The sequence below is a fragment of the Elusimicrobiota bacterium genome (genome assembly GCA_016706425.1).
In the GTDB taxonomy this organism is placed as follows: Bacteria; Elusimicrobiota; Elusimicrobia; order FEN-1173; family FEN-1173; genus JADJJR01.
The window spans coordinates 285,712-306,783 of the sequence record JADJJR010000001.1; the positions used below are offsets into that span (position 1 = coordinate 285,712).

Below are 21,072 nucleotides of genomic sequence, written 5' to 3' on the forward strand. Positions count from 1 at the left end.
GCGGCGAAACCGGAATTGGCGAAATCGTACAGGGCCCAGGCCGCGACGGCCCGGCGGGGGACTACGGGCGCGTCCAGGCGCGGTTCTCCATTTGGAGAGTCACGTGGCCGATGCCGAACCGGTCCCGCAGTCGGGCGGCGATTTCATTTTGCAGCCGGGGTTGATCGTCCCACCGGGCCGGGTCCACCGTGATGTGGGCCGACAGGCTGACCATGTGGGAACAGAGCCCCCACAGGTGGGCGTCGGAGAGATCGACCACCCCCGGCACCGCCTTGACCGCCGCCAGCACCTCGTCGAGGCGAAGATGCCGGGGCACCCCTTCCAGGAGCAAATTCAAGGCTTCCCGCAGGAGCCGGAAGGCGTTAAAGAGGATGGCACCGGCGATGCCGATCCCGATCAAGGGATCGAGCACCGCCCAGCCCGTGGCCGCCATGACCAGACCCGCCCCGATGACGCCCACGCTGGCGAGGGCGTCGGAGGTGACGTGCAGAAACGCCCCGCGCAAATTCAAGTCGTGCCGGGCCGCGCCCCGCAACCGCGCCGCGACCCACAGGTTGGCCACGAGCCCGAGGACGGCCACGCCGATCATGGGGGGAAGTCGGGGCAGGACGGGTTGCCGCAACCGCAACGCGGATTCCCACAAAAGGCCTCCCGCGAGGGCGGAAACCAAAAGGCCGTTCACCGCCGCCGCCAACACTTCCACGCGGTGCCAGCCGAAGGTGCGGCGGTCGGAGGCCGGGCGGGCCGACAGGCGGAGCGCGACCAGCGTGATGACCAACCCCAGGAAATCCATCAACATGTGCCCGGCGTCGGACAGGAGGGCCAGGGAGCCGCTCCGCAGGCCGCCCCACAGTTCGGCCACAAACACGAGGCCCGTGAGCGTCACGGCGAAGGCGAGCGCCGCCCGGGGCCGCCGGTCGGTGTCCCTGTGGGTGTGGGAGTGGGGGTTCATGGGACGAACCGTTCCGTCCACTCAAAGGGGTCGACTTTTTCTCCCGAGACCACCATGGACCAATGCAGGTGCGGGCCCGTGGCCACGCCCTCGGCGCCCATCCGCCCGATGGGTTGGGCGGTTTGAACCTCCTGCCCCTTTTGAACCAGCCGCTCCTTCATGTGGATGTAGTAAGTGAACACCCCCTGGCCGTGGTCGAGGAGAACCGTGTGTCCGAAACTTTCCAGCCACTCGGCGAAAACGACGCGCGCCGCCGCGGGGGCGACGATGGGCGTGCCCGCTTTGTTGGCGATGTCGGTTCCCGAATGGGGGCTGGTGGCCGGGCGATCGCCGTATTGGCGCCGGGCGCCGAAAACCGTGGTGATGACGCCCGTGGACGGCGTGAGGAAGGCCGCGTTCCACCGGCGCTCCGTCAATCCGGGCTCCTTGTAATAGGCCGCCACCCGCTCGGCGTCGCGCCCGACGGCGCCGGAGGTGTATAGGCGGTCCCGCGCGGGGGCCAGGCGGATACGGCTGACGGGATAGTTCCCGGGGACCACCCGCACGATCGCGATGGGGGCGTGTTTCCCGCGCCATGTCACCGTGGCGATCCGCACGCCGCCCGAATCGGTGGGTTTGACGCCCATCAAGGCGCGCCAGGTGCGGGGTGCGATTTCGTAGAACCGCGCGGCGTTGCCGTCGTAGCGCAACCGCGCCGCGGGGGGCGGACGCCGGTTTTTCACCACCACCGAAAAAGTGCGCCCCGCGGTGACGGTGGAGGGTTCGACGGTGAAAGGCGGGGGCGTTCGACCGGCCGCGCGGGCCGTCGCGGCCGCTTGACCGAGCAGTCCGGCCAAGAGGAGGCTTTTACTTGCCGATGCAAAAATTCGAAAAAACCGCATGGATCACCTCGTCGGGGGCGCCGTCCCCCGTGATTTCGTTTAAGCGCGCGAGCGCCTCGCGCAGGTCCAGGGCCACGGCCTCGTCCGGACCCGGATCGGCCGCCGCGCGGCCCAGGGCGGCCTCCGCGTCGCGGAGGAGCTGCGTCTGGCGGGCGTTGAGGGCGGCCGCCGATTCGTGGGGGTCCCGCCCGCCGGTGGCCCCGTCGGTCACCGCGCGGCGCAGGTCCGCCAACCCCGCGCCGGTCACCGCCGACACCCGCACCGCCGGAATCGCCGGCGCGCCCAAGAAAGCGCGCCAGAGGCTTTCCGCGTTCTCTGGCACCGGTCGGTCGCATTTGTTCAAAACCAAAATCCCCGTGCCCTCCGTCGGAGGACGAAACGCCGCCCGGTCCTCCGCCGCGGGTTCGGCCGCGGCGTCGACGACCCAGAGGACCGCGTCCGCGGTTTCGGCCGCCCGGCGGGCCCGTTCGAGGCCCGCCCGTTCGACGGGGTTCTCGGCGCGGCGAAGCCCCGCGGTGTCCGTTAAAACCACGGGCAGGCCGTCCCACACGACCGCTTCGTCCAGGGTGTCCCGCGTCGTGCCCGGCAGCGGCGTCACGATGGCCCGGTCGGCTTTCAAAAGCGCGTTGAACAAAGACGACTTCCCCACGTTGGGCCGCCCGGCCAGGGCCACGCGCCAACCTTCCCGCCAGGCGCGGGTGTCCCGCGCCGCGGCCAAAAACGCCGCCAAGGCGGCCCCGATTTCGGCGACCGTTTCCCGCAGGCGCTGCCGGGGCAGGTCGGGAACCTCTTCTTCGGCGAAGTCGAGGTTCGCCTCGAGCGCCGCCAAAAGGGCCAGCAATTTTTCACGCCAAGGGCGCGTTTCGCGGGCGAGCCCCCCGCGCAAGTGGTTGAGCGCCAGGCGGCCCTGGGCGGCCGACCGCGCGCCGATCAAGGCGGCCACGGCTTCCGCCTGGCTCAGGTCCATTTTCCCATTTAAGAAAGCCCGCTGTGTGAATTCGCCCGGGCCGGCCGCCCGGGCGCCCCGCCGCAAAAGCAAATCCAGGATCCCGCGCAAGACCGCCGGCCCGCCGTGGCAGGAAAATTCCACGACGTCCTCTCCGGTGTAGGAACGGGGGGCGCGGAACACCAGGGCGAGGGCTTGATCGAGGACGACGCCGTCCTCGTGGAGCTCACCGAGCCGGGCGCCGCGGGGGGGGGGCTGGGAAAGGGGGGTCTTCGTCCGAAACACGCCGTCGGCGATGGAAACGGCCAACGGTCCCGACAGGCGAAGCACGCCCAACCCGCCCGCGCCCAAGGGGGTGGCGATGGCGGCGATGGTGTCCGTCATGGGAAAGAGGGTTACGGGATGGGAGGGGTCGGGTTCTCGCCCGCGCCCGCGGCGTCCGGGGCGGCGCCGCCCCGGGGCACCACGACCACGCGGCGGTTCGCCCCCTCGCCTTCGGAGGCGGTCGCCACGTCGGGGTGGTTGGCCAGGGCTTGGTGGATCAACCGGCGCTGGGCCGGGGGCATGGGGTCCATGCGGAAGGGTTTCCCCGTGCGCCGGACTTGGAACGCGGCGAAGAGCGCCTTGTCGGTCAGGCGACCCTCTTCGGCGGTGGGAAAGCCCTCCAACCGAAACGCGACCCAGGGTTTTTCCCGGTCGCCCCCGGAGGAGACGAGGTTAAAAAGATATTCCAGGGCCTCCAGGCCCCGGGCGCCCCCGCCGGCGATGCGCGCGGCGCGGGAGGTCTGAAGCAGGAACGCGACCCTCCCCTCCTCGGATTTGGTTTCCCAGGTGAGATCGTCCCAGCCAAAGAGGTCTTTCCATTGTCCCAACAGAACCTCGGGCGCCACCGCGGGCCGCGGCGCCGCGGGGGCGTCGCGCCGTTCGGGGGGCCGCGGGGGCGGGGCGGGTTTGCGCGCCTCGCGGGGTTCGCGGTCCGGCCGGCGCTCTTCGCGCGGGGGACGGTTTTTGCCCCGGCCGTCCGCGCGGCGGGCGTCGCGCCGTTCGCTCTTTTGGGGTCCGGGGGATTCCCGACGGGTTCGTGGTTCGTCCCGCCGTCCCGAAGCGCGGCCGCCGCGCTCGTCCCGGTGTTCGTGGCGACGGTCGCCACGCTCGTCGTCCAGGCGGCGGTCGAAGCGCACGCCTTTGCGGGGTATTTCCACCAGGCGCACTTTGACACGGCGAAAACCGAACATGCTGAGCAATCCGCTCTGTCGTTCGCCCAGCTCCTGGACCTCCACCTGGTCGAGCCGCAACTTCAAGCGGGCGAGCCCGCGGGCGACCGCGTCTTCGGTCGTGCGGCCTTCGCCGATCCAATCGTTCACGGCCGGGCCGCCGCGGCGTGCCGCTTCGTGAGGATCACCTGGACCAAGATGCCCAGCAGGCTGCTGGTCAACCAATAGAGCACGAGCCCCGAGGGCATTTTCAGGAAGAAGAACGTGAACATGACGGGCATAATGTACATGATTTGCCGTTGGGACGGGTCCATGCTGGCCATGGACATTTTTTGTTGAAAGAACATTCCCGCGCCCATCAGCACGGGCAACACGTAGAACGGGTCGTGCAGGGAAAGGTCTTTGATCCACCCGATCCACGGCGCGTGACGCAGTTCGTAAGTGCTGCGGAGCGCGTTGTAGAGGGCGAAGAAGACCGGCATTTGGATAAACACCGGCAAGCAGCCTTCCAGTCCCATGAACCGCAGGCCGTGGCGCTTGTAGAGTTCCATCATCTCCACGTTCAACCGGCGGGCGTCGTTTTTGTAGAGCTCTTGGAGCCGCTTCATTTGCGGTTGGACGGCCTTCATTTTTTGCCCGTGCCTGAAGCTGCTGATCGTGAGCGGCAAAACGAAGGCTTGGATGATAAAGGTCAGGAGGATGATCGACCAGCCGAAATTCTTCGTCGCCTTGTGGAAGGTCAGAAGGGTTGTGTGGATGAGCCGCGCCAAGGGCGCGAAGGTGCCGAAATTGACGGACTTTTCGAGGCCCAGGCCCGTGGCCTTGAGATCGGCCAGGATTTTGGGCCCGATGTAGAACGTCAGGGTCGTCCCCCGTTCGTCGCCGGGGCGCAGGGTCTCGACGCGGGATCGGTCGACCGCGAAATAATCGTCGGACTCGGACACCCGCAGCGTGGACGCGCCGGGTTGTCCGGGAACGAAGGCGGCCAGGAAGTAATGGCCGTCCACCGCCCACCAGCGGAAATCGCCGGTGAAGGCCCCGGCTTTCACCCGGCGCACGGTGTCTCCCTCGGCCACGATGGCGCGCTGGGTGCCCTTCGACGCGCCGCCCTTCGCGCCGGCCTCGTCGCCGGCCTCGATGCCGGGTCCCCAGCCGATCGAAAGGTTGACGTCGATGTCGGCTTTGCCGGCGTTGCGGGTTTTAACGCCCAGGGTGTGGATGTGCGTGTCGGACAAGCGCAGGGTTTTCTCCACCCGCAACCCATCGGGTCGCGCGGCGGTGAGCGTCAAGGTGTCGCCCTCCTGGGCCGTGCGGAATTCAAGTTCGGGAAACGTTCCCAACCCCTGTTGGGGCATGTCCGCCCGGGGCACCAGGGTCAGCCACCGGCCGTCTTCGAGGATTTCCCACTGCGCCACGGCGCCGCCCCAGCGGTTGATGGAGAGACGGTTCTCGCCGATTTCGTAAACGACGAGGTTTTCTTTTCTCACCGGGGCCGGGGCCGCGGGGTTGGCCGAGGCCGCCGGGGCGCCCGCCGCCGCGGGCGCCGTGATCGGGGCTTCGGCGGACAGGGCGGCGCGTTTGCGCGGCCGGACGACGAAGTAATCCCAGCCGAGCAGGACGGCGAAAGAAAGGACGAAGGCGACGATGTAATTGGATTTCACGAAGGTCTCTCAGGGGACAGGATCGTAGCCGTGGCCGCCCCAGGGCCGACAGCGGGTCAATCGCCGTCCCGTGAGGGACAGGCCGCGCGCGACGCCGTGGCGTTCGAACGCCTCGGCGGCGTAGTGCGAGCAGGTGGGCCAAAACCGGCACCGGCCTTTCCAAGCGAAGGCCAGGGATTGGTAAAGGCGGATGAGCCCAACAAAAAAATACTTCATACGGCGTTTTCTCCCGACGACAGGCGCGCGGTCAAGGCCGTGTAGTCCCGCTCCATCTCCCGGTGGCTGGGGGGGAAAGGCGCGATCCCGTGCTTGGCGGTGATCACCAGGTCCCAGCCCCGGGGGGGCTTTTTTTGGCGGAAAATTTCCCGCAGACGGCGCTTGAAAAGGTTGCGCTGCGCCGCGCCGCCGTGTTGGCGGCTCACCACGGGGCCCAAACGCGCCGCCCGGGCAGGAACCTCCTCCCGGCGAAAAGCCCAGAGGACCAAAAAACGGCCGGACCACCGACGGCCGCGCCGCCGGGCCCGGGAGAAATTGTCCCGACCCTTCATGCGCTCGTGGGCGCGGAAGGTCCGATGGGTCACGGCGTCCGTCGCCCTTCCGGGCAACGGGTCCACCTTATGGGTTCAGTTTCCAGCGGCCCTTTTGACGGCGCCGCTTTAAAACGCGGCGCCCACCGGCCGTGGCCATCCGGGCGCGAAAACCGATGGTTTTCTTGCGCCGGCGCTTATGGGGTTGAAATGTACGCTTTGGCATAGAGCCGCATTTTAGCTTTGCCGCGGGGGGGTGTCAAATTGACAGGGGCGCGCCGAGCGGCTAAACTATGTCCCCATGAGCGCCGCCCCGACCGCCCCCACGCGCAAATCCCGCACCATCGCGGAGATCTCCCCCGACCGATGCACCGGGTGCGAGGCCTGCATGGCGGTCATGCCCCACGACGACTGCATCGTCAAAGTCTCCAACGACATCACCTTACCCACGACGCTCATCGTCTGCGAAGTGAACGTCGACCGCTGCACCGGCTGCACGCTTTGCCTCAAGATCTGCCCCTGGGACGCCATCGCCATGGTGCCCCGCGTCAGCGGCTCTGCCGCCCCCGGTGTCGGAAGCTCTGCGACCGACCGCCCCGGGGCCGTTTCGCCCTTCCCGGTCAAAATCTAATCCCGCCGACTCTTGACAAACCCCGCTTTCGGGTCTAAAATGTAAGTGAACACTCACATTACAAAGGAGGGGTTGTGAAATTCATCGTGGACGCGGCCAAAACAAAGACGGTGCTTCCCCGCGTGATGCGGGCGGCGGTGCGTTTGTTCGTGGCCAAGGGTATCGACGGGACAACGATCAAGGACATCGCCGCCGCGGGCGGGGTGTCGGAGGGGGCCCTCTACCGCCACTTCAAAAGCAAAGAGGATCTGGCCTACGCCCTCTTCGCCGTCCATGTAAATGAATTCTCACACGAGTTAACGGCGCGGATCAACCGCGCCGCCCCGGGCCGGGCCCAGTTGCGGGCCTTCGTCGCGACGGCCTTCGAAGCCTTTGAATCGGAACGCGATTTGTTCACCTATTTAATACTATCGGAGCACCGCGAGCTGGACAAATTCCCGGCCACGTTCAAGCACCCGGGCCATGTGGTTCTGGAGTTGGTGAAGGACGGCCGGGCGAAGGGCGCGTTCCGTCCCATGGATCCCTACGTCGCCGGGTCGATCGTGCTCGGGGCGGTCATCCGCCTGTGCGTGGTGAGGTTCCGGGAGGGCATCGGGCGGGACTTGCGGCAAGAGACCGAGTCGGTGACGGAATCCCTTTGGCGGGCGTTGAAAAAATAAGCGGTTGCATTTCATTTTAAGGAGGGCGGAATCATGGGCGAATTCATCGTGATGGCGGTGGCGGCGCTGTTGTTGGTGCCGGTGACGGCGTTGGTCTTGTCCATTGTGGCCCTGGTGCGCCTGGGGCGGTTGGAAAAACGCCTCGCCGCCCTCCGCGGCGGCGTCGCGGAAAATGTTCCGGCGCCCGCGGGAACGCCGCCCCCGCCCCCGCCGCCCCCGCCGACACCCCGCCCCGCGCCGGAACCCGCCGCCCCGCGCCCGGCCGTCCCGCCCCCGCCGCCCCGCGCGCCGCGCCCTCCCCTGATCCATTGGGAGAATTTCACCGCCGTGAAACTCATGAGTTGGATCGGCGGCTTCACCTTGTTTTTGGGGGCCGTGTTTTTCGCCAAGTACTCCATCGACAACGGCTGGCTGACCCCGGTCATGCGCGTGGGCGCGGGGTTCGTTCTGGGCGCCGTCGCCGTTTTGTTGGGATTGAAACTCCACGGCCGTTACGACGTCACCGGTCAAACTCTCGCCGCGGCGGGCGCGGCCTCCCTCTACGCCGTGTGTTTTTCGGCCCACGCCCTTTACGGTTTTCTGGGGCCCATTGAAACCTTCGGGTTTCTGACCCTGGTGACGGTCCTGTCGTTTTTGCTCGCCGCCCGGATGAATTCCCGCTACATCGCCGTCCTGGCGTTGTTGGGAGGGTTTCTGGTGCCGCCCCTCGTGTCCACGGGCGTGGACCGGCCCCTGGGCCTCTTCGGTTACATCACGCTCCTTAATGTCGGCCTGTGGGCCTTGGTGGCCCGCAAAGGGTGGGGTTTCCTTTGGTTTTTGGCGGCGGGCGGCACCGCGCTGGTGATGGCGGGATGGTGGAACAAGTTCCCGGGATTGGCCAACGTGAACGTGGCCGCCGGGGTGTGCCTGTGGTTCACGGCGTTTTTCGCGGCGGCTCAATTCCGATTGGAGAAACTCGGCAAAGACGACCGCTGGACAGGGCACGCCGCGGGGGCCCTGCCCCTCTTTGCCCTCCTGATGGCGGGCGCGCTCCTGGGGCGGTTCGGGCGGGATTTGCCGTCGACGGCGTTCCCGATGGCCGCGCTGTTCGGGGCCGACGCCGCCACGGCGTTTCTGGCCCTGCGGCGACCGGCGGGGCACCGTTATTACACGGCGGCGGGCATTCTTTTGTTTCTCATCCTGTTCTCTTGGACGGAAAACAATCTCACGGCCGCCACGCTCCCGGCGGCTTTGGCCGCCTATCTATTGGTCGGCGGTATGCACGGCGCCCTCGCCCTGGTGTTTGAGCGGCGGGGAGCGCCGAAAGGCAGCCGGTGGGTGAGCCAACTCTTTCCCGCGGCGCTGCTGTTGCCCCTCACCGCGGGGTTGTTGAGCGATCTCACGGTGTCGGTCTTTGTGTGGCCGGTGTTGTTCGGGCTCAACCTCATCGCGCTGGGGGTGGCGGTCGCCACCGGTTTCTTCGCCGTGGCTCTGGCGGCGTTGGTCCTGACCTTCTTCTCCATTTACGCCTGGATACCCCGCTTGTCGGCGGGCGGGTTGGCCGAACTGCTGGTCGTCGTCGGGGCCATGGGGCTGGTGTTCGCCGGAGCGGGGTTGTGGTGGGCGCGGCGGTCCGCGCGGGCGCAGCTCCCGGCGACAGAATCCCCGCGGGGCTGGCCCGCCGAGAGCCGGTTCCTTTTCCCGGCGTTGGCCGGGGCGTTGCCCCACATCCTGCTCGCCACGGCGGCGGGGCGTCTGCGCCCGGCGGATCCTTCGGCGCTCTTCGGCGTGACGGCCCTCGTCAGCGCGTTGCTCCTCGGGATCGCGGGGTTTGCGGGCCGAAGCGTCGCGGCCGTGGCGCTCGTGGCCCTGGGCGGAGCGGGGTTCGTTCAATACGCCTGGCAGGTCGCGGCTTTTGCGCCGCCGGCGATATGGCCGACCCTGGCCTGGACGACCGCCTTCGCGCTCGGTTTCCTTTTGGTGCCCTTTCTGGGCGGCGCGCGGTTCGCCCGGAATCGGTTCGTCTGGATGGGCGCCGCCCTATCCGGCCCCGTGCATTTTTTCCTTTACCACCACGCGTTTTCGGCGGTGGATCCGGCGGGCCGCTGGGGCCTCCTGCCGGCGGCCTGGGCCGCGGTGTCTTTGATCGCCCTGGTGGGGGCTTTCCGGCGCCTCCCCGGGGATTTTCCCCACCGGCAAAGCCTGCTCGCCCTCTTCGGCGCGGTGGCGCTGTTTTTCATCACGTTGATATTCCCGCTGCAGTTCGACAAGGAATGGCTCACCCTCGCCTGGGCGTTGGAGGGGGTGGCGCTTCTGTGGCTTTACCGTCGGATTCCCCACCCGGGCCTTAAGACCTGGGCTTTTGGTCTCGTGGCCGTGGCCTTCGCGCGTCTGGCCTTGAACCCGGCCATTTTCGATTATCACCCGCGGGTCGGGGCGCGTTTCTTCAACTGGTATTTGTACGCCTACGGCGCAACGGCCCTTTGCGCTTTCCTGGCGGCGCGGCTCTGGCCCGCCGCGCCGTCGCCGGGCCGCTGGGAACGTCGCGCGCCGGGCCTGTTGGCGGCCCTGGGGACGGGGCTTTTGTTCCTGCTCCTCAACATCGAGATCGCGGATTTTTTTAGCGAAGGCGCGGCTTTGACGTTCAATCTGCGCGGCTCCCTCGCCCAGGACCTGGCCTACACCTTGGGGTGGGGCCTCTTCGGTTTGGGGCTCATCGTGACCGGGCTTGTTCGTCGGCTCAAGACGGCCCAATGGTCGGGCCTCGCCCTCCTGGGGGTCACCATCGGTAAACTGTACCTGCACGATGTCTGGCGGCTCACGACCCTGTTCCGCTCGGCGGCCTTCGCCGGGCTGGCCGTCATGCTGATCCTCGGCTCCTTCCTCTTTCAGCACTACCAAGCGCGCGCCAAGGAGGCGTCCCGTGAATAAACGATCCCTCGGATTTCTGGTTTTGGCTTTCGCCGTCGCCCCCGTCCGGGCCGAGGCCCCGCTGCCGTCGGCCTGGTCCCACGGGGCGGACCTCAAGGCTTCCCCAAAAGGATACGCCGCGGTGCGCCTGCCGGCGGCCGCGCTGGACCGCGCGTCGACGGATTTGCGCGACGTGCGGGTCTTCGACGCGGAGGGGGTGGAACAGCCCTTCGTGATTCACCAACCCGCGCGCTCGGCCGCCCGGTGGGCGAATGTCGAGAGCCTGGACGCCCGGCTGGAGTCGGGGGCGACGGTGTTGGCGGGCCGCGCCCCGGACGCCGCCGTCGACGCCCTGCGGCTGGAGTCGCCGGAGGGGGAATTTTTGAAGTCGGTGTCCCTGGAGGTTCGGGAGGACGGCGTTTGGAAAACCCTTTGGAAATCACGGCCCATTTTTCGCGCCCGCTCCGGGGCCGAGAACCGGGAACTGCCTTTTCCGGCCCGTCGGTTGGGCGAATTTCGCGTGCGGGTCGACGACCGGGGGGGCGCGCCCGTGCCTTTTACCGGGGCGGCCCTGCGACTGGCGGGGGACAGCGTTCCCGACACGGAGTCCGTCGCGGCGGTCGTCGCCGCGCGTGAGGAGCGCCCTTTTGAGACCCGCCTGACCCTGGCCCTTCCCGCCCGCAACCTCTTTATCGACGGGTTGACGGTCGTCACGCCGGAGGCGTTTTTTCAACGCCGCGTCCGCGTCGTGGCCCGGCGCTGGGCGGGCGTTGAAACCCCCGGCGGTCGGCAGATTGTTGAGGAAATCCTGGGGGAAACGACCCTGTACCGCACCGAGGCGAACGGCGCCCGGGCCGAGGCCCTGTTCGTGCCCGTCAACCGCCGTTTGGACGTTCGCGAGATTATGCTGGTGGTGACCAACATCGACGCGCCGCCCCTGGGACTGACGTCGGTGGCCGCCCGGGTCGTTCCGACCGAACTGCGCTTTTCATCGGACGGACGTCCTCTGCGCTTGGCCGTCGGCCACCCCGGCGCGCCCGCGCCCCGTTACGATTGGCCCGCGGTGGACACCGCGCCGTCCGCGGCGGTCCTGGGGCCCCTGGTCGCGAACCCCGATCACCAAGCGCCCGAGGTGGCGCCGCTGTTGGACGGCCCCGCCGCGCCCTTCGACGGCGGGGGGTGGCGCCACCGCGCGCCGGTGGAAATCAAAACCCTGGGCGTTCAAAAGGTGGAAGTGCCCCTGTCGGCCCTGGTGCACGGGGCCTCCGACGGCCGCGATCTCCGTCTCGTGCGGGACGGGCGGCAAATCCCCTTTGTTTACGACCGCTCCGGCCGGTACCACGACGTGGCCTTGGAGCTCGTCGCGGCCAAGAACGCCCCCGAAAAAACGAGCCGTTGGGAAATCCGTCTCCCCTTCGAGGGCATGCCGATCACACACATCGAACTGAACGCGGCCGAGACGCTCTTTCAACGGCCGCTGCGGGTCATTGAGAACCGCACCACCCCCAACGGTCAACCCTGGGCGATGACCCTGGCCCAAACCCCATGGCGCCGCGCCGGCGGGACGGACCGTTTGGTGTTGACCCTGGTCGAGGCGCCCCGGGGGGACACCCTTGTGTTGGAAATCGACAACGGCGACAACGCCCCCTTGACCGTGCGGTCTTTCAAGGCCCATTACCGCAGTTACGAACTGGTCTTCAAATCGTCGCCCGGGGCGCTCTGGCTTTATTACGGTCGGCCCGAGGCGTCGTTCCCGGTCTACGACGCGGCGATGGTGGCCGACGAGCTCCTGGCCGCCCAAAAAGACGCCGTTCCCGTCGGCCCCGAGGAGAAACTGAAACGTCGGTGGGGCCTCGGCCGGGGGGCGACGGGCCCCTTGTTTTGGGTCGTCTTGATATTGGTGACCGCCGCCCTGTTGTTCGCGGTCCAGCGGCTGCTTCCGGAATCTCAAGGGGATTCGGGGGGGGATCGTGGTCGGTAAAACGCGCTGGGCGATCCTGTGCCTTGGCGCCGCTTTCCTATCGATCGCGGTGCACTCCCATGTGGCCGAGCGGCCGCGCCTCTCCTTCATCGGCCACGCCACGGTTTTGCTGGAAGGCACCGAGGCGACCTTGTTGACCGATCCTTTTTTCAAGCCGAAGATGTTGTGGCTCCGGCGCCGGGTCCTCCCGTCGCGCACTCCCGCGGAGCTGCCCCCCGTGGACGTCGTTCTGATCAGCCACACCCATCCCGACCATTTCGATCCCGACGCGATCCGAGCGTTGACGCCCCGACCCGTTTTGGTGATGCCCTGGGGAAGGGGCCGACGTTTGCGTAAGCAGGGATTTACAGTTGTTGACTTGAAACCGGGGGAAAGTTGGAACTGCAAAAACGTCAAAATCACAGCGGTCAAGGCCCGTCACAACGCTTGGCACAATGTGGGATATCTGATTGAAATGGACGGGACCAAAACTTATTTCACCGGGGATTCCAAGTTGTTCAACGGACTGAAGAATCTGGCCGGCGAGAACATTGATTTCATGTTAATGCCGTATGCCGGGACGCCGGTGATCGGAAACATCTGGACCCTCCGCCAGGCGGCGCGGGCGGTGTCCTGGGTAAAACCCAAAGCGGTCGTCCCCATCCACATGGAAACCTTCGGCCATTGGATCACGGGAAAGCCGTCGGTGGGCCCGGAGGTGTTCCAAAACCTCTTGGGGACGGTGACACCGGAAACCGTGTGCCGGCTTCTTCGTCCGGGCGAATCGTTGACGATGGTTTTAAATCGGGAGGATTGAGTATGCCCAGTGTCTATGATGTGAAACCCAAATTCCAGGCGCTGTTGCGGCCCGCCGTGGGGGCCTTGGCACGGGCGGGCGTCACCGCCAACCAGGTGACGATCGCGGCCGTGGTCCTGTCTTTCGCCGCCGGGGCGGTGTTGGTCGCGAAGGCCGGCCACCCGCGCTGGCTGTTTCTCCTTCCCGCCGTGCTTTCGGTCCGCATGGCGTTGAACGCCATCGACGGCATGCTCGCCCGGGAGCACAACCAAAAGTCGGCCCGGGGCGCGGTGCTGAACGAGTTGGGCGACGTCTTTTCCGACGCGGCCCTGTACGCTCCCCTGGCCCTCTGGCCGGGGTTCTCCCCCGTGTTCGTCGTCGCCATCGTGTTTCTGGCCTCGGCCACGGAAATGACGGGGGTCGTGGCGATCCAGATCGGGGCCGCCCGACGGTATGACGGGCCGCTGGGCAAAAGCGACCGCGCCCTGTTGTTCGGCGCGCTGGGGTTGTTGCTGGGGTTGGGGGTGCCCGCCGGCCGCTGGTTGACGGTGGTCCAGGGCCTCGCCATCGTGCTTCTGCTTCAGACGGTCTGGAACCGCGCCAAGAACGCCTTGAAAGAGGCCCGCCCGTGAGGCCCGACTGGACCCCGGCCCTGCGTTGGGCCGTGGGAGGGCTGTTCGGACTTCTTGTCGCCGCCAGCGCCGTCACGGCGCTACTCCGTCGTCTCAAACCGGCGTCCAATTTTCAGGAACTGTCCCAACGGGTCAAAAGCTGGTGGATCATGGTGGGCGTCTTCGCCGCCGCCCTGGCGGCGGGACCCAAAATGTCCATCGCTTTTTTCGCTTTCCTTTCTTTCCTAGCGCTCAAGGAATATTTGTCCCTCATCCCCACCCGTCGAGCGGACCGCCGGGTGTTGTTCTGGACCTACCTGGCCATTCCCTTTCAATATTATTGGGTGGCGCGGGGTTGGTACGGCATGTTCATCATCTTTATTCCGGTCTATATGTTCATGTGGATTCCGATCCGTATGGTGCTCGTGGGCGAGACCGAGGGGTTTTTGAAAGCCGTGGGGACCCTGCACTGGGGCCTGATGATGACCGTCTTCGCCCTGAGCCACGTGAGCTTTCTTCTGGTCCTGCCCCCGGAGCGGAACCCCGCCGCGGGCGGCGCGGGGCTGGTCCTGACCCTGGTCTTTCTGACCCAGTTTAACGACGTGGCCCAATACATCTGGGGGAAAAGTTTCGGCCGTCACAAAGTGGTGCCAACGGTGAGTCCCAACAAAACCTGGGAAGGCCTGATCGGCGGAGTTTTGACGACGATCGTCCTGGGGGGATTGATCGGCCCCTGGCTGACCCCCCTGTCCCGCCCCCAGGCGCTCCTGGCCGGTTTCCTCGTCAGCGTCGGCGGTTTTTTTGGGGACGTCAATTTGTCGTCGTTGAAGCGGGATCTCGGGGTGAAAGACAGCGGCACGCTCATCGCCGGGCACGGCGGTGTTTTGGACCGGGTGAACAGCCTCACCTTCACAGCGATGATCTTTTTCCACTTTATCTATTACCTCCACTACTGATGCGTTTTTGGCAGACCCTCTTTTTTCTGTTGGTGGTCCGGCCCCTGGTCCTGATTGTGATGGGGCTCAACGTGCGTTTCCGGGAACGTCTGCCGGTCCGGGGCCCCGCGATCCTCGCCGCCAACCACAACAGTCATCTTGACACGCTGGTGCTGATGACGCTCTTCCCGCTGCGCCGACTTCGCCATCTGCGGCCCGTGGCCGCGGCCGATTATTTTTGCCGGGGCGGTGGGCGCGAGGCCTTCGCCCGGGGCGTCATGAACATTCTGCCGTTGGACCGGAAACCCCGCCCCGGCGTCGACCCACTCGCCGGGATCGACGACGCCCTGACCCAGGGGGACATCGTGATCCTTTTTCCCGAGGGAACGCGGGGGGAGCCGGAAACTTTTAAAGAGTTCCGCAGCGGCATCGCCCACATCGCCAAACGGCACCCGGCGGTGCCCGTGACGCCGGTATTTCTCCACGGGCTCGGCAAGGCCCTGCCGCGGGGCGAGGCCCTGCTGGTCCCGTTTTTCTGCGATGTTTTCATCGGCGAACCGGTGACCTGGGGCGGCGACCGCGACGTCTACATGGCGACCCTGGAAGGGCGACTTCGAGATTTGGCGGCGGGGGCCTCGCTCCCCGCCTGGGAGTGAGCGTGTCGGCGTTGGCGTTTGTGTGGGGTCTGGCCGAGGGAACGGCTTTTTTTCTCCTGCCCGACACCCTGCTCACGGCCACGGCGCTGGGCTCATTTCGTAAGGCCCTGCGCCAAAGCGGGTGGGCCCTGGCGGGGGCCCTCGTCGCCGGCGCCGTGATGTTCTCCTTCGCCCGTCGTGACCCCGACGGGGCGTGCGCGTTTGTGCTGCGGGTGCCCTTCGTGCGTTCCGGCATGGTCGACAGGGCCGACGCGGATTTCAAGCAAAAGGGTGCCCTGGCCGTTCTGCGCGGTCCGGCCCGGGGAATTCCCTACAAGGTGTACGCCGTCCGCGCCCCGGAAAATTCCATGCGCGCGCTTCCGTTCTTGCTCGCCAGCGTGCCGGCGCGGGGACTGCGTTTTCTCCTGATGGCGGCGGGGGCGGCGGGGGTGTCGCGGCTTCTGGGCCCGTCGCGTCGCCGGACGGCCTGGACCCTTTGGGCCGTTTTGTGGGCCCTGGGTTACGGACTGTATTGGGCGGGGGTGGGAGCGTGAATCAAAAAAACCTCATCGATGTGCACGTCCATCTCGCGGCCCTGCCCGAGGGGGACAACGGCTGTTTCATTTCTAAAAAAATGCTGAACGGGCTGTTGTTCCGAACCGTCGCTGCGCGGTTGGGGCTACCCCTCCACGACCCGGCGGGGACCAACCGGCTTTACGTCGAGCGCCTCCTTCAGCGCTTGGACGAGTCCGAAACCACGGCTCAGGCGGTGGTCCTGGGCCTGGACGGGGTGTATGATGCCGACGGGCGACGGAACGAATCGGAAACCGAATTTTTAATCTCCAACGATTACGTGCTGCGCACGGTCGCCGCGCACCCCGGCCGGTTGCTGGCGGGGGTCTCCATCAACCCCGCCCGCCGCGACGCCATCGACGAGGCCGCCCGGTGCGCCGAAGGCGGGGCGTTCCTGGTGAAGGTGCTGCCCAACACCCAACATTTCAACCCCGGCGAGGAACGGTACCGCGCGTTTTACAGGGCGCTGGCGCGGCACCGCCTGCCCCTCCTCTCGCACGTCGGGTACGAATTTAGTTTGTTGGGCAAAGACCAGTCGGTGGGCGACCCGGCGCGACTGGGGATCGCCCTGGAGGAAGGCGTGACGGTGATCGCCGCTCACGGCGCGAGCCAAGGGCTTTTTTTCCATGAACCCCATTGGAAAACCCTGGTGGAATTCGTCCAACGTTACCCCCATTTTTATTGGGACGCCTCGGCCCTGACCCTGCCGAACCGGGTGGGCATGTTGTTGAGGTTGCGCCGCCGTTCCGATTTGATTGAGCGCATGGTGTTCGGCACCGACTACCCGCTGCCCGTGTTCGCCTTCCCGCCTCTCTTGATCGGCCACGCGGGCGCCTGGAACGGCGCGCGGCGGACCCCGAACCCCTTTGACCGGCAGGCGCGCGTGTTGGCGGCTCTGGGCCTGTCGCCCCGGCCGGGGGTGCCGTGGCGGTGAAGAGACGGTCTCTTTCGATCCTGGGGGCGGTCGGGGTCGTGTTTTTGGGGGCGGGGATCTGGTGCGCGCGCGGAAAAGCCCGCGGCGAATGGGCGCCCGAATTCGCCGGCGCGACAACCCTGTCGAAAGACGGCGACCGGCGGGTCCTGCGTGGCCTCCGAGATTTTTCCTGGACCGCCGACGGTCCCCGGCCCTTTTACCGGGACTTCGCCTTCAAGACGGGCGATGTGGTGTCTCTCCGGTTGGCGGTGGTCCCCCTGTCGGCCCGCCGCCGGGGGCCCGCCCATTTGATGCTGAGCTTCGGTCTGGCGAACGGCGACGCGATCACGGTTTCGGCGGAGGCCCGACGGCGGCGCGGCGAGAGCTATTCCCCCTGGCGGGGGCTGTGCCGACGGTACGAATTGATGTACGTGGTCTCGACGGAGCGGGACGCCCTGGACCAACGCACCGTGGGTCGGGGTCAAACGTTGTATCTCTACCCCCTGCGGGCGGAGCCCGGGGCGGTTCGCCGGCTTTTGGACGACATGTTGGCGCGCGCCGCCGCCCTGACCGAAAAACCCGAGTTCTACAACACCGCGTTCAACAACTGCGCCCAAAACATCCGACGGCACGTGAACACCTTGGTCGATCGCCCCTTCGGCCGCGGATGGCGGTTCCTGTTGCCGGGCTTTTTGGACAAAGAGGTCGCCGCGCGGGGTCTCTTCGCCCTGGAGGGGAGCCCGGAAGACCTCCGCGTCCGTTGCCGGGTCGCGCCCCCGGCCGGTCCGGCCAACGAAGACCCTCCGACAAGATGAGGCGCCCACCCGAGAAAATCCTGGTTTTGAAGGAGCGCGGCCCTTATACTAAGGTCGGTTGCTTTCCGGGGGATATTCCATGACCGACCGTTCGACGCGCTCGTTCCGGGCGCTCATGACCGCGCAATTCTTCGCCGCCTTTAACGACAACGTTTTCCAGGCGGTGGCGGCCCTGTTGATCGTGCGCTGGCGGGGGGAAGCGGCGTCCCGGGAACTGGTGGCCCTCTCCGGTTTGGTTTTCGCTTTGCCTTTTCTCATGTTTTCCCTGGCGGCGGGCCGTTTGGCCGACCGCTGGAGCAAAGCCCGGGTGGTGGTGTTGACCAAGACCGTCGACATCGGGGTGGTCGCCCTTCTGTTGATCGGCCTGTTTCAATCCAGCGTCGCGTTTTTAATGACGGGGTTGTTCCTCTTGGCGGCGCAAAGCGCCTTTTTTGGCCCCGCCAAGTACGGCCTGTTGCCGGAATTAAAAGGGGCGGACCGGTTGACCCAGGCCAACGCCCTCCTAAACGCCACCACCTTCGTCGCGATCCTGGGCGGGAACGTGGCGGGGGCCCTGTTGACGAACCACCTGTGGGCCGTGGCCCTTTTGACGGGGGTCGGCGCGCTGTTGAGTCTGGGCGCCGCAACGCTCATAGAAAAAGTGCCGCCGGCGAACCCGGCCCAGGAGGTCCGCTGGAACCCCCTGCCCGACATCGTCGCCAACACGCGCCTGATTCGCGGGGACCGCGCCCTTTTTCGCGCGGTGCTGGCCCTGTCCTGGTTTTGGTTTTTGGGCGGTGTCTTGCATTTGAACGCCTTCACCTACGTTAAACAAGTGATGAACCTGGGCGATGCGGTGTCCGGTCTGTTCTTGACGGCGGTGGTGATCGGAATTTCCCTGGGAAGCCTGGCGGCCGGAAAGATGTCCAAGGAGAAAGTGGAGCTGGGGCTTGTCCCCCTCGGCGCGGTGGGCATGAGCGTTTTCACCCTGGACCTCTTTTTCGCCCACGGGTCCCTGGTTCGGGTCTTGATCGACGCGGGCCTGATGGGGTTTTTCTCCGGTCTTTTCGTCATCCCTTTGACCACCCTCGTGCAGTTGCGCAGCCCCGAAAAGGAACGCGGGCGGGTGTTGTCCACCCTCAACTTCTTTTCTTTCGTGGCCATCCTTTTGGGCAGCGCGTTTCTCTGGGCGGCCTCAAAAATATTTAAGACGGACCCCGCTCAAGTCTTTTTCGTTCTCGGCGTGCTGTCGTCCCTGGCCGCCCTGGGGATCGCGTTCTTTATCCCCCAGGCGCCGCTGCGGCTCTTTCTCTATGGGCTCACCCACCTCATCTATCGGATCAAAGTGATCGGCCGGGAGAACGTTCCGACCAAGGGCGCCGCCCTCCTTTTGCCCAACCACGTGTCCTACGTCGATCCTTTTTTGATCGGCGGCGCGACCTCCCGGTGGATCCGGTTCCTCATGTTTCGGGGAATGTTTGAAATTCCCTGGATCAAACCTTTCGTAAGACTCATGGATGTGATCCCGATCTCGGCGAACGACCGGCCGAAGCAGATCCTCGGGTCTCTTCAGGAAGTTCGCCACCGGTTGGAGGACGGTCACGTGGCCTGCGTGTTCGCCGAGGGGGCGGTGACCCGGTTGGCGCAAACGCTCGGGTTCCGCAAGGGATTCGAGCGGATCGTGGAGGGGTTGGACGTTCCCTTGGTGCCGGTGCATTTGGACCGCGTGTGGGGCAGCGTGTTCAGCTTCGAACGGGGCAGTTTTGTTTGGAAACTTCCGCGCCAACTGCCCTACCCGGTGACAATCTCCTTCGGCCGACCCCTCCCGTCGACAGCGAAAGCCGACGAGGTCCGGCAAGCGGTCCTCGATCTGGGCGCCGCCGCCTTTGAACACCGGCTCGACGCGCTGCGCCCGCTGCACCAGCATTTCTTCCGTCAGGCGCGTCGCCAATGGCTCTCGCCCTGTCTCTCGGACACGACGGGCCTGCGCCTCTCCTACGGGAAGCTCGCCACGGGGGCGTTGCTCCTGTCACGGCGGTTGAACAAGATCCTGCCTCCCGAAAAAAACGTGGGCGTCCTCCTGCCCCCGGGGGGCGCGGCGGCGGTGGTGAACCTGGCCCTGCTGTTCGCCGGGCGGGTGCCGGTGAACCTCAACTACTCGTTGGGCCGGGGGGTCGTGGACCAAATTTGCCGCGAGGCCGGGATCACGGCATTGCTCACCGCCCGAAAAATGTTGGAGGCCGTGAAATGGGGCGACGACGCCCGGGCGGTGTTCCTCGAGGATCTGCCCCGCGCCCCCAAACCCAAGGCCCTGGCGGCGTTTTTGGCTTTCCGTCTCATGCCCGCGCGCTGGGTCGAGCGCCTGGTCGCGCCCCATTCCGACGTCGGGGTCGACGACCTGGCGGCGCTCCTCTTCACGAGCGGGAGCACCGGCACGCCCAAGGGCGTCATGCTCACGCACCGCAACATCCACGCGAACATACAGGGGCTTCAGGAAACTTTCCAACTGTCGGGCCGCGACACCCTGCTCGGGGTTTTGCCGTTCTTCCATTCCTTCGGGTTCACCGGCACGTTCTGGTTGCCCCTCCTGTCGGGGTGCCAAGTGGCCTATCACCGCAGCCCCCTCGAGCCGGTGGCCATCAAAAAAATGATCAAGGAGGAAAGCGTCACCGTCCTCATCGCCACCCCGACCTTCTTGCAAATGTGGTTCAAGAAATTGGACAAGGACGACGTGAAACGCCTGCGCTTCGCCCTCACGGGCGCGGAAAAACTTCAACAGACTTTCGCGCGGGAGTTCCAGGAAACCCTGGGCGTTCCCATCATCGAAGGGTACGGAACCACGGAACTGTCGCCGGTCGCCTGCGTCAGCGTCCTGAGCGTCCGGCACGCGACGGAGTATCAGATCGGCAACAAACCCGGCAAGGTCGGACGGCCCCTGCCGGGCGTGTCCGTGCGCATCGTCCATCCCGAAACCGGAGCGCGCTTGCCCGACGGCCAACCGGGCCTGATGCTCATCAAAGGCCCGAACGTGATGCGGGGCTATTGGAACCAGCCGGAAAAAACCGCCGAGGCGATCCGCGACGGCTGGTACGTCACGGGCGACATCGCGGCGGTCGACGAGGACGGGTTTGTGGAGATCACGGACCGCCTGTCGCGGTTTTCCAAAATCGGCGGTGAGATGGTGCCCCACATGCTGGTGGAGCGCCGCCTGGCCGAACTCTCGGGCGAACCGGAGGCGCAGTTCCTGGTCTTGTCCCTGCCCGATGAAAAAAAGGGGGAGAAGCTGGCCGTCCTTTATTACAATCTGCGCCAGCCCCCGGACCAGTTGTTGGCCCGCTTGGCCGCCTCCGACATGCCGAAACTGTGGGTCCCCGACCGGCGGATGTTCGTGCCCGTCGACGAGTGGCCCACCCTCGCCTCCGGCAAGGTGGACACGGTGAAGGCCAAGGCCGTTGCCCGCCGCGCCCTCGAGACGTCTTGAGGATTCCCCCTTGT

At 66.3% G+C, this 21,072-nt stretch carries 20 protein-coding genes; 12 read left to right on the forward strand and 8 right to left on the reverse strand.

Going from position 1 to position 21,072, the window contains the following annotated elements; genetic code table 11:
- Window positions 1-61 precede the first annotated feature (61 nt).
- Genes IPI56_01180 through rpmH form a run of 8 tightly spaced genes read right to left on the reverse strand, consistent with a single transcriptional unit; the run spans window position 62 to window position 6,407 of the window.
- Window positions 62-952: a cation transporter gene (locus IPI56_01180; GenBank protein MBK7544354.1), complete on the reverse strand. Its 891-nt coding sequence runs from the start codon at window positions 950-952 to the stop codon at window positions 62-64.
- Window positions 949-1,833, reverse strand: a complete 885-nt coding sequence (locus IPI56_01185) for a M23 family metallopeptidase (GenBank protein ID MBK7544355.1) — start codon at window positions 1,831-1,833, stop codon at window positions 949-951. Before IPI56_01185 ends, IPI56_01180 begins: the two co-directional genes overlap by 4 nt.
- On the reverse strand, window positions 1,799-3,163 hold the full coding sequence (gene mnmE, locus IPI56_01190; GenBank protein ID MBK7544356.1) for a tRNA uridine-5-carboxymethylaminomethyl(34) synthesis GTPase MnmE: 1,365 nt from the start codon (window positions 3,161-3,163) through the stop codon (window positions 1,799-1,801). Before mnmE ends, IPI56_01185 begins: the two co-directional genes overlap by 35 nt.
- 11 nt (window positions 3,164-3,174) lie before the next feature.
- On the reverse strand, window positions 3,175-4,143 hold the full coding sequence (locus IPI56_01195) for a Jag N-terminal domain-containing protein (GenBank protein ID MBK7544357.1): 969 nt from the start codon (window positions 4,141-4,143) through the stop codon (window positions 3,175-3,177).
- Window positions 4,140-5,654 (reverse strand): membrane protein insertase YidC, encoded by a 1,515-nt coding sequence (gene yidC, locus IPI56_01200; protein MBK7544358.1) that lies wholly within the window; start codon window positions 5,652-5,654, stop codon window positions 4,140-4,142. The genes IPI56_01195 and yidC overlap by 4 nt, the downstream gene beginning before the upstream one ends.
- A gap of 9 nt (window positions 5,655-5,663) precedes the next feature.
- Entirely contained in the window at window positions 5,664-5,870 is a 207-nt protein-coding gene (gene yidD, locus IPI56_01205; GenBank protein ID MBK7544359.1) for a membrane protein insertion efficiency factor YidD, read from the reverse strand.
- Window positions 5,867-6,268, reverse strand: coding sequence for a ribonuclease P protein component (rnpA, locus tag IPI56_01210; GenBank protein MBK7544360.1), 402 nt, complete (start codon window positions 6,266-6,268; stop codon window positions 5,867-5,869). The genes yidD and rnpA overlap by 4 nt, the downstream gene beginning before the upstream one ends.
- Window position 6,269: 1 nt before the next feature.
- Window positions 6,270-6,407 carry a 50S ribosomal protein L34 gene (rpmH, locus tag IPI56_01215; protein ID MBK7544361.1) on the reverse strand — a complete coding sequence of 46 codons (138 nt, stop codon included), beginning with the start codon at window positions 6,405-6,407 and terminating at the stop codon, window positions 6,270-6,272.
- 75 nt (window positions 6,408-6,482) lie between these two features.
- Between rpmH and IPI56_01220 the strand changes: the two genes are divergently transcribed.
- The 12 genes from IPI56_01220 to IPI56_01275 all read left to right on the forward strand — a co-directional run bounded on the left by IPI56_01220 (window position 6,483) and on the right by IPI56_01275 (window position 21,058).
- Window positions 6,483-6,812: a 4Fe-4S binding protein gene (locus IPI56_01220; protein ID MBK7544362.1), complete on the forward strand. Its 330-nt coding sequence runs from the start codon at window positions 6,483-6,485 to the stop codon at window positions 6,810-6,812.
- Window positions 6,813-6,937: 125 nt separating this feature from the next.
- Window positions 6,938-7,471 carry a helix-turn-helix transcriptional regulator gene (locus IPI56_01225; GenBank protein ID MBK7544363.1) on the forward strand — a complete coding sequence of 178 codons (534 nt, stop codon included), beginning with the start codon at window positions 6,938-6,940 and terminating at the stop codon, window positions 7,469-7,471.
- A 33-nt stretch (window positions 7,472-7,504) separates the two neighbouring features.
- Window positions 7,505-10,381, forward strand: coding sequence for a DUF2339 domain-containing protein (locus IPI56_01230; GenBank protein MBK7544364.1), 2,877 nt, complete (start codon window positions 7,505-7,507; stop codon window positions 10,379-10,381).
- Entirely contained in the window at window positions 10,374-12,341 is a 1,968-nt protein-coding gene (locus tag IPI56_01235; GenBank protein MBK7544365.1) for a hypothetical protein, read from the forward strand. The genes IPI56_01230 and IPI56_01235 overlap by 8 nt, the downstream gene beginning before the upstream one ends.
- Window positions 12,331-13,137, forward strand: coding sequence for an MBL fold metallo-hydrolase (locus tag IPI56_01240; GenBank protein MBK7544366.1), 807 nt, complete (start codon window positions 12,331-12,333; stop codon window positions 13,135-13,137). Before IPI56_01235 ends, IPI56_01240 begins: the two co-directional genes overlap by 11 nt.
- Window positions 13,138-13,139: 2 nt before the next feature.
- Window positions 13,140-13,748: a CDP-alcohol phosphatidyltransferase family protein gene (locus tag IPI56_01245; protein MBK7544367.1), complete on the forward strand. Its 609-nt coding sequence runs from the start codon at window positions 13,140-13,142 to the stop codon at window positions 13,746-13,748.
- Between the two features lie 32 nt (window positions 13,749-13,780).
- Window positions 13,781-14,683: a phosphatidate cytidylyltransferase gene (locus tag IPI56_01250; protein MBK7544368.1), complete on the forward strand. Its 903-nt coding sequence runs from the start codon at window positions 13,781-13,783 to the stop codon at window positions 14,681-14,683.
- Window positions 14,683-15,318, forward strand: a complete 636-nt coding sequence (locus IPI56_01255) for a 1-acyl-sn-glycerol-3-phosphate acyltransferase (protein MBK7544369.1) — start codon at window positions 14,683-14,685, stop codon at window positions 15,316-15,318. The genes IPI56_01250 and IPI56_01255 overlap by 1 nt, the downstream gene beginning before the upstream one ends.
- Before the next feature lie 2 nt (window positions 15,319-15,320).
- Entirely contained in the window at window positions 15,321-15,851 is a 531-nt protein-coding gene (locus tag IPI56_01260; GenBank protein MBK7544370.1) for a hypothetical protein, read from the forward strand.
- On the forward strand, window positions 15,848-16,804 hold the full coding sequence (locus IPI56_01265; GenBank protein ID MBK7544371.1) for an amidohydrolase family protein: 957 nt from the start codon (window positions 15,848-15,850) through the stop codon (window positions 16,802-16,804). Before IPI56_01260 ends, IPI56_01265 begins: the two co-directional genes overlap by 4 nt.
- Window positions 16,801-17,598 (forward strand): DUF4105 domain-containing protein, encoded by a 798-nt coding sequence (locus IPI56_01270; protein MBK7544372.1) that lies wholly within the window; start codon window positions 16,801-16,803, stop codon window positions 17,596-17,598. The genes IPI56_01265 and IPI56_01270 overlap by 4 nt, the downstream gene beginning before the upstream one ends.
- A gap of 79 nt (window positions 17,599-17,677) precedes the next feature.
- The gene (locus tag IPI56_01275; GenBank protein MBK7544373.1) at window positions 17,678-21,058 is read left to right on the forward strand and encodes an MFS transporter; all 3,381 of its coding nucleotides are present in this window, start codon (window positions 17,678-17,680) and stop codon (window positions 21,056-21,058) included.
- The last annotated feature ends 14 nt before the right edge of the window (window positions 21,059-21,072 follow it).

Coding starts and splice junctions, on each gene's coding strand:
- IPI56_01180 (MBK7544354.1), bottom strand. CDS start 952: ATGAACCCCCACTCCCACACCCACAGGGACACCGACCGGCGGCCCCGG.
- IPI56_01185 (MBK7544355.1), bottom strand. CDS start 1,833: ATGCGGTTTTTTCGAATTTTTGCATCGGCAAGTAAAAGCCTCCTCTTG.
- mnmE (MBK7544356.1), bottom strand. CDS start 3,163: ATGACGGACACCATCGCCGCCATCGCCACCCCCTTGGGCGCGGGCGGG.
- yidD (MBK7544359.1), bottom strand. CDS start 5,870: ATGAAGTATTTTTTTGTTGGGCTCATCCGCCTTTACCAATCCCTGGCC.
- rpmH (MBK7544361.1), bottom strand. CDS start 6,407: ATGCCAAAGCGTACATTTCAACCCCATAAGCGCCGGCGCAAGAAAACC.
- IPI56_01220 (MBK7544362.1), top strand. CDS start 6,483: ATGAGCGCCGCCCCGACCGCCCCCACGCGCAAATCCCGCACCATCGCG.
- IPI56_01225 (MBK7544363.1), top strand. CDS start 6,938: ATGCGGGCGGCGGTGCGTTTGTTCGTGGCCAAGGGTATCGACGGGACA.
- IPI56_01230 (MBK7544364.1), top strand. CDS start 7,505: ATGGGCGAATTCATCGTGATGGCGGTGGCGGCGCTGTTGTTGGTGCCG.
- IPI56_01245 (MBK7544367.1), top strand. CDS start 13,140: ATGCCCAGTGTCTATGATGTGAAACCCAAATTCCAGGCGCTGTTGCGG.
- IPI56_01255 (MBK7544369.1), top strand. CDS start 14,683: ATGCGTTTTTGGCAGACCCTCTTTTTTCTGTTGGTGGTCCGGCCCCTG.
- IPI56_01275 (MBK7544373.1), top strand. CDS start 17,678: ATGACCGACCGTTCGACGCGCTCGTTCCGGGCGCTCATGACCGCGCAA.